The organism is Vibrio sp. YIC-376, assembly GCF_052353105.1.
In the GTDB taxonomy this organism is placed as follows: Bacteria; Pseudomonadota; Gammaproteobacteria; order Enterobacterales; family Vibrionaceae; genus Vibrio.
In genome coordinates, this window is the sequence record NZ_JBBWFK010000001.1 from 882,389 (window position 1) to 896,569 (window position 14,181).

Genomic DNA, 14,181 nt, shown 5'->3' on the forward strand with positions numbered 1-14,181 from the left:
ACTGACGAAACACACCGTCGCCAAGTGTATGCGCAACCCTAGTCACTAATCTAATAGCAAACTTAAACACTCCATTGCTGCGAATCTCTCGCACTCATGGTCTATGCGCTTTCCTCGAACATTTGTTTGTACGACTTCGTTTGTAGTTCAGATTTGTACCTTACTAGCTGAGACTCATCATCTGTCATGATGGCGAACTCAGCAAAATCACCAATTCCAGCCAAAGAGTCGACCGTGATATGGTACTCCCCAACGAAGTAAATACTGCGAACTTTCTTGGCTTGTAAAACAACCTCGTAGCCCATGTTTTTCAGCATACTAATGGCATTCGCAGCATTGGTGATATTTGTAGCCTCACATCGATCTGGCTCAGGCCCTTTCACAATCCACAAATTGATACCTGAGGGTTCCATCGTACGAATACAAAGGCTCTTATTATGGGCTTTTAGTGCTTTATCAGGAGCATCAAAATACCAGTCATGCTCAATGTTGTCTTGAAGCATGACTTCATGATGAATTTGGTTCAAAGTTTTCAGGAACTCTGATTTTGAGCGAAGACGAAATTTTAGTTCTACTTCGAATTTGCCTTGAAAATGGTCGTTACTCATCTGCTATTTCTGCTTGAAAATAACGATAGTACCATACGGTAGAAGCTCACAACATGTACGCATGCTAGTCCATTCTAGCGGGTCGTTATTACTTTTCGTAAAGCTCTAATGGAAGACCATCCGGGTCCTTAAAAAAGGTGAATTTCTTACCGGTGTACTCGTCAATACGAATCGCCTCGACATCAACCCCTTTCGAGACCAAGTACTTTGACATCTCTTCGACGGAAGCAACAACAAAAGCCAAATGTCTTAGCCCTCTTGCCTCTGGCTGACTTGGTCGTACTGGCGGTTCTGGAAACGAGAACAACTCAATCTGATTCCCATTAGGCAAAGCGAGATCAAGCTTATAAGATTGCCTTTCTTCCCGATAATTTTCAGCAATGATGGTTAAACCAAGAACTTCAGTATAAAACTCCTTAGATCTTTGGTAATCCGAACAAATGATCGCTACATGATGAAAGCTTTCTAGAAACACCTGATTCCCCCAATACCAAAACAGACCTATTGCCGTGCCCTGACGCGAGAGCATGAACATTTTTAAACACCAAGCCTAACCCATTGCACCATAAATACAAAACTCAAGCTTCTATTCAAAATAGTCAGGCATCACAAAATCTTCTTCCGCAGCTTAGCTCATCAGTTTTTCAGGATACAAGGCGTAAGATAACGAAGCATTCCAAAAAGCATGAAGTACAACCGTGAGGGATACAGCACACCAATGTCCTTGCCTTATTCTGAAATACTCGTAAGTCGTAGCAAATGCAATACCCAACCCTAAGGCATTAACTGCATTTGCAATATTATTAGTCAGATGCGTCAAGGCAAATAAAAAACTGGCAATCAACACTGATACACAGAGGCTGCTTGTAATTTTTCTTGCAACATTTTGAATAATAACTTGAAAAATAATTGTCTCTAAAACAGGTGCAATTACGACTAATGCTAAATAGTCAACTTCATCCCACATTTCACCGTATGAATAAATATAGCTTAAATCTAGATTAAAATAATGATCGATTGCGGTAGAAATAGACAGAAGCGTATCATGTGTCAAACTTGACCAAGTGCACATCAGTGCATAAATAATGAAAAGAAACATACCACTAGAGAAGTCATGTATTTTCATAAACTTCTCATCATAACGTTGAAAGTACTTCATAACTCTCCTGGAGAATGCACGCCATGCTAGAAGAACTGAGGACAATCAGGCGACTTAACACCTTGTTGTTAAAACACTAAAATCATTTATGGATAAAACGCGAAGTTTGCAGTAGCACACTCAAACACGGTCTTCCTCTTCCGAAAGCTCTCTTTTATCAACTGATTTTTTATATTGTGATTCTTGAATTAGCCATGCACCCCAAAATAGAAAAGGTAACACGAGCAAAGTAAAGCCCATCACAAAAGATTGAGTAGAAGCAAAGTGCTGGATTGAAGCTTGTTCATTGCTTATAAAATACACCATAAACCGTACAGAAATGATTACCAGTAAAATAGAAATGCTATTAAGTACTACATATTGGAAAAAGCCGTTGGCCCTAGTTTTTGACCATCTTTCAAATTGTGCGTTATTCATTTCCAACCATCTTTAGCTATATAACCAAAGACATGCTAATTATTTATTAGGAATTCACTACCCTAATTTTTCAAAGATTCGATCAGGTTAGAAAAAGTAATAGCGCATAAAGAGCAAATAAAGTCGCCTCACATCTTATTTCTTTGCGCCATAAGTAAAAAACCCACTCTTGGACTCAAAAAAGCCAATCGATCCTTTTCTATTGAGTGCTGACTGTCATCGTCAGTTCTGACACAGACTCTCCATCAATGCGATAGCAATCTGACATTTCACCAATCACTCGAAAACCGCATTTCATATATAAGTTCTTCGCGGGAAGGTTTTCGGAGAGTACGTTCAAATCCAGCCAATCGACACCGTTAGTCTCGCGGCAGAATTGGATAACAGTCTCTACTAATTTTATCCCTAGCCCCTGCTTTCTGACGTTCCGGTCCACTCCCATACCCAACAATACTCGATGAAACCTATATTCATCGCCGCAATGGCGCAGGTCTATATGGCCAAGTATTTGTCCGCCAAAACCTTTAACCAGCCAAAGCTTTCTCCAACCCAATTCACCCAGACTGAATTTAAAGCCGTCTCGAAACTTAGCTTGAAGCGGTTCCGATATCTGGCAATGTGCCTTAGCAATCGGTTGAAAGAGTGGAGAGTCATCGGCCGCATTATCCAATAACTGCGTACCCAAATACTCAAAAAAGAGCTCTAAGTCTGATAATTTTGCTTCTACTATTTCCACGTATACTCCTGATTACGTGCAGCGACTTATCGAAGAGTCACTGCGAGTATCTAACGCCTCATACCAAGTGAATTACATCAATTGGTGCAGAATAAAATGCCAAGCGTTGTTAATCGCTCTTAACTGCTTTTTGGTGAATATGATTCAAAGGGAGTGAGCTCAATTCCTTCAATCTTACAAACCGCTTTTATGGTTGTATTTTGACAAAGACGTTTTAAGTACGCGGCTAAATGTTCAAATTGCAGCGGAGATTGTTTTATTGGCAACGACCATTCGGCAAGCATAAACAAGAAGTAATCACACGCAGTTAGCTTATCGCCAAGCAAAAACTCATTCTGCTTTAATTGAGCATTGATAATCGCCAATGCATCCGCGATTCGGTCGTCTTGAGCGGCGACAACATTGGGGATAGTGGCTTCGTCATTAGTGTGGCGATGCGGATAGTAACGAACCATGAGTTCCGCTTGAAGTGTGTTATTAAGAAACGCTAGCCACTGATAAAACAGCGGTCGCTTTGGATCGCCTACTGCTGGCATCAATTCCGCTTCAGGGTGCAGCTCGCAAATATGCATACATATAGCGGGACTCTCAAAGATGGGTTGCTCGTTGACCACCAGCGTCGGAATGCGACCTGCTGGGTTTAGTCTCAGGTAGTCCGCTGATTTTTGAGAGTTCGACTTTTTGTCAACCAACAACAGTTCGTAGTCTGCATTCACATGATGCAGTAAGAAGTGAGGCGCAAGACTCGCGTTATTAGGGTAATAGTAAAGCTTGAACAACATTGACTCCTTGTCTTTGATTTAAGGGATATTCATTACACTGTGAACGGTTACTTCCCTGCCCTTACCATTTCTATGATTTTATGTGCTTTTTCGAAGTGATCTAATTTGTGCGTTTGAATCCACCACGTTGCCGCTTCCATCAACAACTCTGAATCATCATTTTTGTTTGCAAAGAAAGCATAAAAGGAAACGCCAACGTTCACCCCTTTTCGCTCGATTTTCTTTTCGCAAACCGCGATAACTTTACTTCTTAACGAGTCACGCATTTATCTCTGACCAACTAGATTAAAGTGAGCAAATACCTTACACAGCGGCATATACGCGCACAAGAAAAACTGGGGTTTTATACAGCACTTTATGAGGTCAGACATAAAACCTTGTTACTTACGTAGTTGATTAATGTACCTCTTTGCCATTTTCGGGTTTGTTACGCGGACAAAATTGATATGTTTATAGTTAGGATCAGCAATCATATCCTCGTAACGTTGACGATTACGTTTGTATGTTTTTAGCGTTCAAAGAATCACTGAATCCTTGCTTAAAAACGATTTGCTGAATGTTTCGATCGTTTCTGCGAGCATCTGGCTAAACGTACTTTTACCACTTCCACTTGTACCAACTACGTTTATTCTCTTCATCCTGATTGCCTATTGGGTTGATACAAATAAGACAGAGTAAAAATGCCACACGTAGAGAATCATACTGAACACTTGTTATTTACGTTCTAACTGATAGCGTAAAACATGACGTGACTCTTTTTCAGAATAGAAAGTGCTTAAATAGTTACCTCCGCACTTTTCGATTACTTTTCTTGATGCGATATTGTTCTCATCACAAGTGATAATCACGTTGTGCTCAATTACGTTATTGAGTACCCAGTTAAGCATCTTAGTGGCAATACCTTTGCCGCGAGCGTGTACTAGAGTTTCATAACCGATATGACCAATTACGTTTTCAATATATTCGTTTGTACCATGACGAACTCTGATTGAACCAAGTATTAACCCAGACTCAATACAGAAATACGTCGATATGGGAGCCCAACCAACCGGTAATTGTTTTCCCTCAGAATAGGCAATCCTCTTTTTCAAATAGGCGTTACTGTCATTTTTGGCTTCATCATAAAGCTCTAGGCCATCCTGGACACAGCTTTTTGCATAGTCTTTAAACCACTCTTGATGGCTGATATTAGCCTTCGTAATTTCCATTTTACTCCTAGTAAATAAGGCTCAACTAATGGGCAAAAACCAAAACCTCAAAACCCATTAACCAACCCGAACCCAAAACCAAACCGAATCGAAATGCCATATGTTTTGTGCTTTTAAGTTGTTTGTTATGTGGCGGCGCGCCACACCATTATGGTCGTTTCAAGGTGATTACTGGTTGATTGATGCAGAGATATAAATCCTTGCCCACGATACAAACCCACATTACGACTTTCACATTGTAAGTAAAGCTTCTTTACCCCATGATTGACCGCAATTTCCTTTACTTCATTCAACAGCGCTTTGGCAATACCATTTCCCCGACTTTCAACAGGAACATAGACTCCACTAACCAATGTTCATACTCTGGGTAGTTTTTATTTTCTCGAAATTTGAGTTCCAAAGTACCAATAAGATTTCCGTTTTTATGCGCGACAATACTTAACGGAATGCCCGTATTTGAAGCTTTGAGTGCAATGTCTTCTCCACCATTTCCTCTGTGACGTTTGGTACTCTGGAAGCCCATTCTTCAAAATACCAGCGAGCAATCATTGATACATAGCTGCGTTAAGGTGTGAGTAACGCAATACCGAAGCCTCTGCAAACCTACCTTAATCACTTAAACCAACGCCTAGTAAGAATACCACGCGTTGTGAATCCTTCTTGAACAACTTGTTAGGTTCTTCTACCTAGCTAAACGAAAAAAAACACTTACAATACGTTTTTTCAAAAACCAAGTAGGTAACGCTTGAAACTTAGCAACCGTTTAAAACTCATCGAAAAAATGGTCGAATCCCACTATGCACACATTTGGGACTGTTGCTGCGATCATGGTTTTCTAGGGGCTTCCTTGTTATCCAAAAAAACCAAAGCTACCGTTCATTTTGTTGATATAGTGCCGGATCTAATCGATGAATTAGAAACTAAATTGAAACGATTCTTTTCTGATTCCGCATGGGAAACTCACTGCTTAGATGTATCCCAGCTCCCGTTGCAACGTTATGATGACAATCATTTAGTTATAATTGCAGGAGTTGGTGGAGATTTAACCGCTAAATTTGTTGAGTCAATTCGCACAAGAAATCCAACATTAAACATCGATTTTTTACTATGTCCGGTTCATCACCACTTTTCTTTGCGACAAAAACTAATAGAGCTTAATTTGGGCTTAAAAGATGAAGCATTAATAAAAGACAACCAGCGTTTCTATGAGGTTGTTTTAGTTTCATCTAATGCCCAAAATAATAAAAGTATCACCGCGGTCGGAAACAAAATTTGGCATTCTGAATCGGCTAAAGAGTACTTAAACCAAACTTTAAATCACTATCAACGAATACAGCAAGGGCAAAAAAATGATGTCCAACATATCATTAGTGCCTACAGCAAATTAACTTTGGCTGAATAAACCTAGACTAGTTAAGGTGTGAGGATCACAATACCAAAGCTTCTGCATTACACCTTAACCACTAATACCAACGCATAGTAAAAATACCACGCGTGCCGAAGCACTCTTGAACAATTTGTTTGCTTTATAGCTCAGTCCAACTACCGGCCTTCAGGGCATACACACTCGGAACTTCTTTTGTTTTAAACCAATCATTTGGATGAGGTACTAAGGCTACATTGTACTCACTTTCATCTTGAGGAAAGATATTTTTTAGATCGTTAAGCACCCAACTTGCAATTGTCGTTGACTTAGGAACTACAAACAACTTCTTCTTAGAGCGTCCCATAAATAATTTACTCAGATCAATGATCGACTCTCTACTATTAGTACGATGAAATTCACTTTCAACAAGCCACTCACAAGAGCTGATAAATTCTAGCTCTGACTTTTCCGAAACCGAATTTACTTGCCCAACTTTCACAACTGATACATCGTATAGAAGCTCATTTATCTTAAAAGTTTTTCTATTTTTATCGTAACCTGAAGAAAAAACTCTGTAATTGGGGCGATCAAACATCGATCTAAATTCATTGGCAAGCTCCTCTATCCAAAGCTTACTCTTATGTGAGTATTCCAGATCAATGGATTTTTCTTTAGCCCTCTCATATGCACGATTTCCTTGATCATGATGACTCCTCTAAGTTCTTCCTATCATCGTACTTCAATGTCGAATTTTTTATAAAGCTAACGCCCCGCTAAGGGGTGAACAACGCAATACCGATGCCGCTGTAAACCACCTTAATAACTAAACTCAACGCATAGTGAAAATACCACGCGTTGCGAATCCCACTTGGGCAGCTTGTTATATTTTACTGCTCTGCAAATTTAAATTCGCCCGTCACATACACCGGTATATTCAATGAGTTAGACTCAGATGGTACATATTCAACTTTGCTTAGAGCTTTTAGCGCGATTAGATCCCACTCACCCTTAGGAGACGACTCTACGATTGTAGGATTAAATATCTCTCCATTCGAATCTATTAAATAGTTAATTAACACATAACCATCTGTTTTTGGTAGCCTAATATTAGGCTTTAAACTAAACCTAAGACTTTCAGACGACTGAACCCAATAATCATCTAAGTCATGTTGCTCAACTTTTATTGGAGATTGTGTCAGATACACTTCCTGTTTTGATGCACAACCACCTAAAACTAATAGGCTTAGCGATAATACACTCAATTTTTTCATATGCACTCCTTGTAAAATATTACGCTTTGTTAAGATGTGAGCAACGCAAATCCGAAGCCAACGCAGACCACCCTAAACACTTAAACCAACGCATAGCAAAAATGCCACGCGTTGCGAATCCCTCTTGAACTGTTTGTTATGTGAATTTATACCTCTGATATATAAACACTTACTTCACGATCTTTCCCTTGCATGCGGTTTATCTGATCGCCCACGTATTTTATACCAAGCTTTTCAATGACTGACTTTGAACGCTCATTTCCAACTAAATGCATTACTTTTAACCTTGTTAATCCATAATGCTTTTTTGAAAATGAAATCAAACTCTTAGATGCTTCTGTGGCATAACCACAACCCCAGTAGGGGACGCCTAACCAATAGCCAAGAACACCCAAACCATTTTCCAGTTTTGGAAAACTAATAGCACCAATAAGCTCAGAACTATCTTTTAGAACAATGGCATAGACAACACCTTTACCACTCAAAAATAAAGCTGCATGAGTACGAATCCAACTTTCAGCATCACTGACGCTATATGGATAAGGAATATTTGCCGTCATTTCTGAAATTTGCTTGTCGCCAGCCAACTCTGAAACACGCTTAGCGTCAGACAGAGAAAATTGTCGTAATATTAGTCGTTCACTTTCAATTGCTTGCTGCATAATTTCCCTATTCACATAACGCCCTGCGAAGGGGTGAACAACGCAATACCTAGACCGCTTCATAACACCTTAAACACTAAAACCAACGCATAGTAAAAATGCCACGCGTGCTGAATCACTCTTAAATTGTTTGTTAGTTGCCCATCTCCAAGGGTAGTGCTAACATTTGTACACACACCAACAAAAGGATACGTCATGGACACTAGAATTCAATTTCGTGTTGATGAGGAAACAAAACGCCTAGCTCAACAAATGGCTGAAAGCCAAGGTCGCACATTGAGTGATGCTTGCCGTGAACTTACTGAGCAACTCGCTGAACAACAACGAAAAACATTATCTCACGATGCCTGGCTAACTGAAAAAGTAAACCTAGCATTTGAGAAGTTCGACTCAGGAAAAGCGGTGTTCGTTGAACACCAAACTGCTAAATCTCGAATGGAAGAACGAAAAGCAAGAATCCGAAATCGAGGTAAGCAATGATTTTATGGGAAGAAGAATCACTTAATGATCGCGAAAAGATCTTTGAGTTTCTCTATGACTTCAACCCAGATGCAGCAGAGAAAGCTGACAACCTCATTGAAGCAAAAGTAGAAAACTTGCTAGAGCAGCCTCTCATGGGTGTACAACGAGACGGTATTCGTGGACGATTGCTCATTATTCCCGAGATTTCGATGATCGTTTCATATTGGGTTGAAGGCGATATCATTCGAATTATGCGTGTACTCCACCAGAAACAAAAGTTCCCTGTGGATTGATTGCTTCCTCTGGGGAACTAACACCCAGTTAAGGGGTGAAGCACGCAATGACCAAGCCGCCGCATAGCACTTCAACACAAAAACCAACGCATGCCTAAAATGCCACGCGTGCTGAATCCCTCTTGAACTGTTTGTTGGGCTAATCTTTTTTTGAGAACTTTCGACCTAAAATAGCTATAACCAAAATCAAAAACAAAATGTAAAAACTGTAACTCTGAAATGAGTTAAAAAACAACCAGGCGACAAACGCAATTGACAATCCTGAAACTATCAGCATAATTTTGCTTCTTAATATCATAAACCTTCGCTCACAATAGCTTTACCCAAATAACTGGTTTTCTTTTCGACCTTTAGCGCTAGAATTTCTCGGTTTGTCGCATAAAATTGATGACTATTAGGATACTTCAACCCATGCTTGTTTTGAAATGTGAAAAAATCACTTAGGCTTAGCCCGCAGGACAAAGTTTTTGTACTTGCTACTGCTATACTGCCTACAACAGCCCCGACATAAAAAGACGCAAGTAAAGCCCCTGCAACTTTTAGTTTTTCTAAACCAGTTGTTGCCTTTATCAATTCGGCAACCGTACCCCCCGACCTAGAGTCTTCAGAGCCTCAATCATTACACCAGCATTACTTATTGCCGCAGCTGCCGAATCAAATAATGTTGTTGGAACTGGTAAACCCAGTGCTTTCATATTGGCATTAAAATGTTTTGAAAACTCAGCAGTGCTAATATTGCACGTTGTCATATATTATCTCCCATACAATTAGAACATATGAGAGAAGTATAAAAACGTTTGTATATAAAAATATAACAGGATCACATTCGCTCGAACAAGTTCACCATAAGCTATTTGTAAATTACATCAATTTGCACGATATCAAGAGAGTAGCCTAACGCCCAGTTAAGGGGTGAAGCACGCAATGACCAAGCCGCCGCATAGCACTTCAACACCGAAATCAGCCGCATACCCAAAATGCCGCGCGTGCTGAATCACTCTTGAACAATTTGTTATATGCACAGAATTTCGACTTGCTTAATGGCGTCAGAGAACAATTTATGACACTTAAATGTCGATTCATCACCTACCTTATGCCAGAAAAAATTGAATTCATGCCCACCGTCATCTTGCGTATAGAAACTCCAGTGATTCGGTAAGCTTTGCTCAATTTCACAAAGGACAAAATGCCATTGTTGATTTTGAAAGCCGCTTTCCCAACTACCTAAATACTTGGTACTGGAAACTTTGGATATACCAGATTCCTCTTTCAGTTCCCTAAGTGCGGCACTTTCAACAGAGCAATCTGTTAATTCTAATGTCCCTTTTACCAACTGAACATCAGCGAGAGGATGCTCAAATAGCAACAATTCAAGAGTAGTACCTGTTTTTCGAACTACTATAGGACACACTTTGACTTCTCTATTTTGAATCCTTTCTTTCACTGAACTTTCCCGTGCATATAACGCCGCATTAAGGTGTGAGCAACGCTACCACTATACTCAATTATTACACCGTAAACACAAAGACCAAATCAAACTAAAACCGCCGAGCGTTGCGAATCCGTCTTAAAGCGTTTGTTATATGCATTTTTCAAAGTAATTTACTGGCATATTTTGATAGAAACCTTCACCACATGCTTCGAACCCGAGCTTTAATAGTATGTGCTGAGACAGCACATTTTCAGGTTCAGTTAAAGCGAGAACTTTCGAATAACCAACTTCACGAGCAAAAGATAAAACTGCGGAACTAGCTTCAAACGCGTACCCTTTACCTCTGGCTGAAACCTTGAGCCTGTACCCGAGTTCCACTACAGTTTCGCCGTTATAGTCATATGACTCTAGACCACAGTAACCAATTAGCTCACCAGTTGAACGTTCTATAACACAAAACTTTCCGATGCCTTTATTGTGAAATGCATTAACTAGCGCGTCAAAACGAGTTTCAGCTTGTTCACTGCTCATACCTCCAGTAGGAGAAAATGCCATAAAGTCAGCATCTTGTAGGAGCACGACTACTTCATCGCGATCTCGCTGAGTAAATTGTCTCAACTCCAAATGTTCTGTTTTGATCACCGTCTGCCTCCATGCATATAACGCCCAGTTAAGGGGTGAAGCATGCAATAACCAAGTTTCCGCATGGCACTGCAACACAAAAACCAACGCATACCATAAATGCCACGCGTGCTAAATCCCTCTTGAACTGTTTGTAGGCTAATTTTACGCTCGCTGTTCGCCAGTAGCTGACAAGAATAGCTAATACAACCCATTGAGTTAAATACCATAAATAGTACGATGCTTGGCTATCAATTAAGTAAAAATAAATTACTAGGCCGAAACTCGCGAATACCGAAAAGGCATATAGAAACCATAGTGCGACACAAACATTATTGTTGAACTCAGAAATCTTCTCTCCCCGATCTATACATGAGAGAAATATAAGTCCAAAACCAATAATGCTACCCACTCCCAGTTGGAAAAATGAAAGCGGAACCAAAACCCAAAGTGACATCATTCTCTCCCTGAATTAGCCTAACGCCCTGCTAAGGGGTGATCAACGCAATACCGATGCTTCCGTACACCACTTTAATCACTAAAATCAACGCATAGTAAAAATGCCACGCGTTGCGAATCCCTCTTGAGCAGTTTGTTAGCTTAAATTATGTAGCACCAAACCACACCACCCCAAAACAGAATATTTAGTGTCCAAACCATTATGCTTTGAACAGGGAGCATATGAAAAACTAACAGGGGACATGCTTTTAGCTCACTTGGAGAAAACAGCATTTGAGGTTGAAAATCCCAACTAGTAGCTAAACGACAACCACGTTTGAATCGAGGATGATTAACCAAATATTCTGCGTAGGATGAATAAATTGTCCATAAGCCCAAAAAGCCAAATAACTCAATTAGGGAGATCACTTCCAAGCTAAATGGCAATAGTGAAGGTCCACCAATGAGTAAAATCGCCACAAATACCCATTTTTTGATTCTCATTACACATCCTTGTTAATGATTTAAGCTAACGCCCAGTTAAGGGATGATGCACGCAATGACCAAGCTGCCGCATGGCACTTCAACACCAAAACCACCGCATACCAAAAATGCCACGCGTGCTGAATCACTCTTGATTTGTTATGGCGCTCCACTCAACGTTAGCTCTTGTATGTCAATTTGGTCTACTTCCCTACCCAATATCCGCTTGTACTCGACTAAACGGTGAACTGGGATAACTGGCAACTCGATACCTTGATAATCTTTAATAACTGATTCTGAAAAGTAAATTTCAAGCTGGTGCCAAGAGCCATCATGATGTGATTGTATCTTCGTATGTTCAGACAAACCGATTTCAATTTTTTGATTTTGGTAAACCAATTGGAAATACTCTAGATCCCAACCATATTCGGCATAATGAGTTAACGGTTTGGATATGTATTTTGCTACATGCGATAGCACTTTGTCTGCGTCTGAGTTTCGAATATAAAGATCTATATCTGCGATTTCCCGACTTCCACCATGAATAGTTGCCGCTAATCCACCTACTATTTGATACTCCACAACCTCTGCATCCAAGATCTCTTTGATCCACTGCAAGGCTACTTTAACTTTATCACTCATCTAGTTCCCTTAGCTGAATTCTGCCCTGCGCCATAACGCCCAATTAAGGTGTGAGGCATGCAATACCGATGTTTCCGCATGCCACCTTAACCACTAAAACTGACGCATAGTAAAAATGCCATGCGTGCCGAATCACTCTTAAATTGTTTGTTATGGCGCAATTCTCAAAGAAGACCACCTTGCTAACCACCCTTTTGAATTTACACGATTTTCAAAGGATTCTCGTAACCTTTTAGGATTATATGTGACGCAGTAACTAAATAACGATTCAAAGCCAAACGCAGCAATACACTCATACTGACTCGACCCTATCTGACGAACAGCAACCGCTGTTTCTTTTTCTGGCCAGTAACTCATTGCATCCAACGAACTTTGATAAGGTTTATCACCGTTACGCTCATGCATTGTCGCTTGATTACGCACTTGCCAGTTAAGCTTGGGCATGCGAGCTTTAAGAAGCACTTCGTAATCCAAGTGGGCATTGGAGTTAGATTCCATCGGATCAAAGTAGATTACATCGACATCATTTAAAGGAGTCGGTTCGTTGAAATCATGTAGTGAATCCCAAACTAAATTTCGAACGAAACCTGCTGCAATATAGCATTGAGGCAAACCCAATTGGGACACATGATAAAGTGCCTCAACTCTGATTGGATCTTGTTTTATTAATTCTACGATTTTGTCCATTTTTGCCCTGCGCCATAACGCCGCGTTAAGTGGTGAGCAACGCAGACCACCAAACCTAAACCATTGTGCCGTAGACACTAAATTCAAAGAAAACCGAAAATGCCAAGCGTTGGGAATCCGTCTTAAACGCTTGTTAGGTTTGTAGTATGATGCTGGGTGTGTACTTTGATTGACCTTTAACTAGCTCTTCTCCACGCTTTATACGAGCAAAAGCTTTCAAACTCAACCACGCAGGAAAGCCAAACATTGCCAATGTAGTGCCAAATAAAAGAAAAGATTGAACTTTGCTAATCCCTAAAATCCCGTCAATGAATAGAGGGGAGCAAGAGATAAAAGCGAGCAAAAAGTATAAAGAAGCATACAAAGACTTCCGCCAATTCCGCGAAAAACTCGAAGAATATTTTTCTTTAAACTCAAGAGTCAGCGCCCCATGCAACTCAAGCTTTTTTAAGTATTGCTTTGACAGTACATAGTCCCTTAAACACTTCGTTGAGTTTTCCAACGTCAAAATATACTCGACTTCTTTTACTGATATATTCTCTGTGCCAGCAATAGCTTGGTAGCCTTTTTCCACAGCATAAGGATGTAGTTTACCTTCCGCTATATCGGACAGTAACTCTTTAGAAAAACGGTAATCGTCTTTCAATCTAGCGTGCTTACCACTAGCCAATTCAAGTAAGAATTTGCTCAATAGAATGAATGCTGAAACTAACGCAGGGATCTTGACCCACAATGAAATGTCCAAATTTCCTCCAAAAACCTAACGCTTTGTTAAGGGGTGAGCCAACGCAATACCGATGTCTCCGCATACCACCTTAATCACTAAAACCAACGCATAGTAAAAATGCCACGCGTTGCGAATCCCTCTTGAACAACTTGTTATATGCTTATCTTGCACCTATAATTTATGCGCA

The 14,181-nt window shown here is 40.2% G+C and carries 23 protein-coding genes; 3 read left to right on the forward strand and 20 right to left on the reverse strand.

Annotated elements, in window-relative coordinates:
* Positions 1 to 101: 101 nt before the first annotated feature.
* The 10 genes from WJM94_RS03990 to WJM94_RS04035 all read right to left on the reverse strand — a co-directional run bounded on the left by WJM94_RS03990 (position 102) and on the right by WJM94_RS04035 (position 5,433).
* Positions 102 to 608, reverse strand: a complete 507-nt coding sequence (locus tag WJM94_RS03990; RefSeq protein WP_444492935.1) for a class IV adenylate cyclase — start codon at positions 606 to 608, stop codon at positions 102 to 104.
* A gap of 88 nt (positions 609 to 696) precedes the next feature.
* Positions 697 to 1,137: an SMU1112c/YaeR family gloxylase I-like metalloprotein gene (gloA2, locus tag WJM94_RS03995; RefSeq protein WP_444493005.1), complete on the reverse strand. Its 441-nt coding sequence runs from the start codon at positions 1,135 to 1,137 to the stop codon at positions 697 to 699.
* Positions 1,138 to 1,236: 99 nt separating this feature from the next.
* A complete protein-coding gene (locus tag WJM94_RS04000; RefSeq protein WP_444492936.1) occupies positions 1,237 to 1,767 on the reverse strand; it encodes a CPBP family intramembrane glutamic endopeptidase in 531 nt (176 codons plus the stop codon).
* Positions 1,768 to 1,887: 120 nt separating this feature from the next.
* Positions 1,888 to 2,184: a hypothetical protein gene (locus WJM94_RS04005; protein WP_444492937.1), complete on the reverse strand. Its 297-nt coding sequence runs from the start codon at positions 2,182 to 2,184 to the stop codon at positions 1,888 to 1,890.
* Between the two features lie 199 nt (positions 2,185 to 2,383).
* Positions 2,384 to 2,920 (reverse strand): GNAT family N-acetyltransferase, encoded by a 537-nt coding sequence (locus WJM94_RS04010; protein ID WP_444492938.1) that lies wholly within the window; start codon positions 2,918 to 2,920, stop codon positions 2,384 to 2,386.
* A gap of 119 nt (positions 2,921 to 3,039) precedes the next feature.
* Complete coding sequence (locus WJM94_RS04015; protein WP_444493006.1) at positions 3,040 to 3,699, reverse strand: glutathione S-transferase family protein; 660 nt, start codon at positions 3,697 to 3,699, stop codon at positions 3,040 to 3,042.
* Between the two features lie 50 nt (positions 3,700 to 3,749).
* Positions 3,750 to 3,968: a DUF6500 family protein gene (locus tag WJM94_RS04020; protein ID WP_444492939.1), complete on the reverse strand. Its 219-nt coding sequence runs from the start codon at positions 3,966 to 3,968 to the stop codon at positions 3,750 to 3,752.
* 447 nt (positions 3,969 to 4,415) lie between these two features.
* The gene (locus WJM94_RS04025) at positions 4,416 to 4,910 is read right to left on the reverse strand and encodes a GNAT family N-acetyltransferase (RefSeq protein ID WP_444492940.1); all 495 of its coding nucleotides are present in this window, start codon (positions 4,908 to 4,910) and stop codon (positions 4,416 to 4,418) included.
* 125 nt (positions 4,911 to 5,035) lie between these two features.
* Positions 5,036 to 5,263, reverse strand: coding sequence for a GNAT family N-acetyltransferase (locus WJM94_RS04030; protein ID WP_444492941.1), 228 nt, complete (start codon positions 5,261 to 5,263; stop codon positions 5,036 to 5,038).
* Positions 5,200 to 5,433 (reverse strand): hypothetical protein, encoded by a 234-nt coding sequence (locus tag WJM94_RS04035; RefSeq protein ID WP_444493009.1) that lies wholly within the window; start codon positions 5,431 to 5,433, stop codon positions 5,200 to 5,202. Before WJM94_RS04035 ends, WJM94_RS04030 begins: the two co-directional genes overlap by 64 nt.
* Before the next feature lie 222 nt (positions 5,434 to 5,655).
* Between WJM94_RS04035 and WJM94_RS04040 the strand changes: the two genes are divergently transcribed.
* Entirely contained in the window at positions 5,656 to 6,312 is a 657-nt protein-coding gene (locus tag WJM94_RS04040; RefSeq protein WP_444492942.1) for a tRNA (adenine(22)-N(1))-methyltransferase, read from the forward strand.
* Positions 6,313 to 6,436: 124 nt separating this feature from the next.
* On the opposite strand, the gene WJM94_RS04045 is transcribed toward WJM94_RS04040, so the two are convergent.
* The 3 genes from WJM94_RS04045 to WJM94_RS04055 all read right to left on the reverse strand — a co-directional run bounded on the left by WJM94_RS04045 (position 6,437) and on the right by WJM94_RS04055 (position 8,209).
* Positions 6,437 to 6,871 carry a hypothetical protein gene (locus WJM94_RS04045; protein WP_444492943.1) on the reverse strand — a complete coding sequence of 145 codons (435 nt, stop codon included), beginning with the start codon at positions 6,869 to 6,871 and terminating at the stop codon, positions 6,437 to 6,439.
* A gap of 292 nt (positions 6,872 to 7,163) precedes the next feature.
* Positions 7,164 to 7,547 (reverse strand): energy transducer TonB, encoded by a 384-nt coding sequence (locus tag WJM94_RS04050; protein ID WP_444492944.1) that lies wholly within the window; start codon positions 7,545 to 7,547, stop codon positions 7,164 to 7,166.
* A 146-nt stretch (positions 7,548 to 7,693) separates the two neighbouring features.
* Complete coding sequence (locus WJM94_RS04055; RefSeq protein ID WP_444492945.1) at positions 7,694 to 8,209, reverse strand: GNAT family N-acetyltransferase; 516 nt, start codon at positions 8,207 to 8,209, stop codon at positions 7,694 to 7,696.
* A 195-nt stretch (positions 8,210 to 8,404) separates the two neighbouring features.
* On the opposite strand from WJM94_RS04055, the gene WJM94_RS04060 reads away from it, so the two are divergent.
* The gene (locus tag WJM94_RS04060; RefSeq protein ID WP_444492946.1) at positions 8,405 to 8,689 is read left to right on the forward strand and encodes a damage-inducible protein J; all 285 of its coding nucleotides are present in this window, start codon (positions 8,405 to 8,407) and stop codon (positions 8,687 to 8,689) included.
* A complete protein-coding gene (locus WJM94_RS04065; RefSeq protein ID WP_444492947.1) occupies positions 8,686 to 8,964 on the forward strand; it encodes a type II toxin-antitoxin system RelE/ParE family toxin in 279 nt (92 codons plus the stop codon). Before WJM94_RS04060 ends, WJM94_RS04065 begins: the two co-directional genes overlap by 4 nt.
* Before the next feature lie 294 nt (positions 8,965 to 9,258).
* On the opposite strand, the gene WJM94_RS04070 is transcribed toward WJM94_RS04065, so the two are convergent.
* The 7 genes from WJM94_RS04070 to WJM94_RS04100 all read right to left on the reverse strand — a co-directional run bounded on the left by WJM94_RS04070 (position 9,259) and on the right by WJM94_RS04100 (position 14,012).
* Positions 9,259 to 9,537 (reverse strand): hypothetical protein, encoded by a 279-nt coding sequence (locus WJM94_RS04070; protein WP_444492948.1) that lies wholly within the window; start codon positions 9,535 to 9,537, stop codon positions 9,259 to 9,261.
* Positions 9,538 to 9,976: 439 nt separating this feature from the next.
* Positions 9,977 to 10,408: an NUDIX hydrolase gene (locus WJM94_RS04075; RefSeq protein ID WP_444492949.1), complete on the reverse strand. Its 432-nt coding sequence runs from the start codon at positions 10,406 to 10,408 to the stop codon at positions 9,977 to 9,979.
* A 135-nt stretch (positions 10,409 to 10,543) separates the two neighbouring features.
* On the reverse strand, positions 10,544 to 11,038 hold the full coding sequence (locus WJM94_RS04080; RefSeq protein WP_094145505.1) for a GNAT family N-acetyltransferase: 495 nt from the start codon (positions 11,036 to 11,038) through the stop codon (positions 10,544 to 10,546).
* Positions 11,039 to 11,617: 579 nt separating this feature from the next.
* Positions 11,618 to 11,959, reverse strand: a complete 342-nt coding sequence (locus WJM94_RS04085; protein ID WP_444492950.1) for a hypothetical protein — start codon at positions 11,957 to 11,959, stop codon at positions 11,618 to 11,620.
* A 138-nt stretch (positions 11,960 to 12,097) separates the two neighbouring features.
* On the reverse strand, positions 12,098 to 12,580 hold the full coding sequence (locus tag WJM94_RS04090) for a MazG-related protein (RefSeq protein ID WP_444492951.1): 483 nt from the start codon (positions 12,578 to 12,580) through the stop codon (positions 12,098 to 12,100).
* 150 nt (positions 12,581 to 12,730) lie between these two features.
* On the reverse strand, positions 12,731 to 13,267 hold the full coding sequence (locus WJM94_RS04095; RefSeq protein ID WP_273987213.1) for a nucleotidyltransferase family protein: 537 nt from the start codon (positions 13,265 to 13,267) through the stop codon (positions 12,731 to 12,733).
* A 133-nt stretch (positions 13,268 to 13,400) separates the two neighbouring features.
* Positions 13,401 to 14,012 carry a hypothetical protein gene (locus WJM94_RS04100; RefSeq protein WP_062852697.1) on the reverse strand — a complete coding sequence of 204 codons (612 nt, stop codon included), beginning with the start codon at positions 14,010 to 14,012 and terminating at the stop codon, positions 13,401 to 13,403.
* Positions 14,013 to 14,181: the final 169 nt, after the last annotated feature.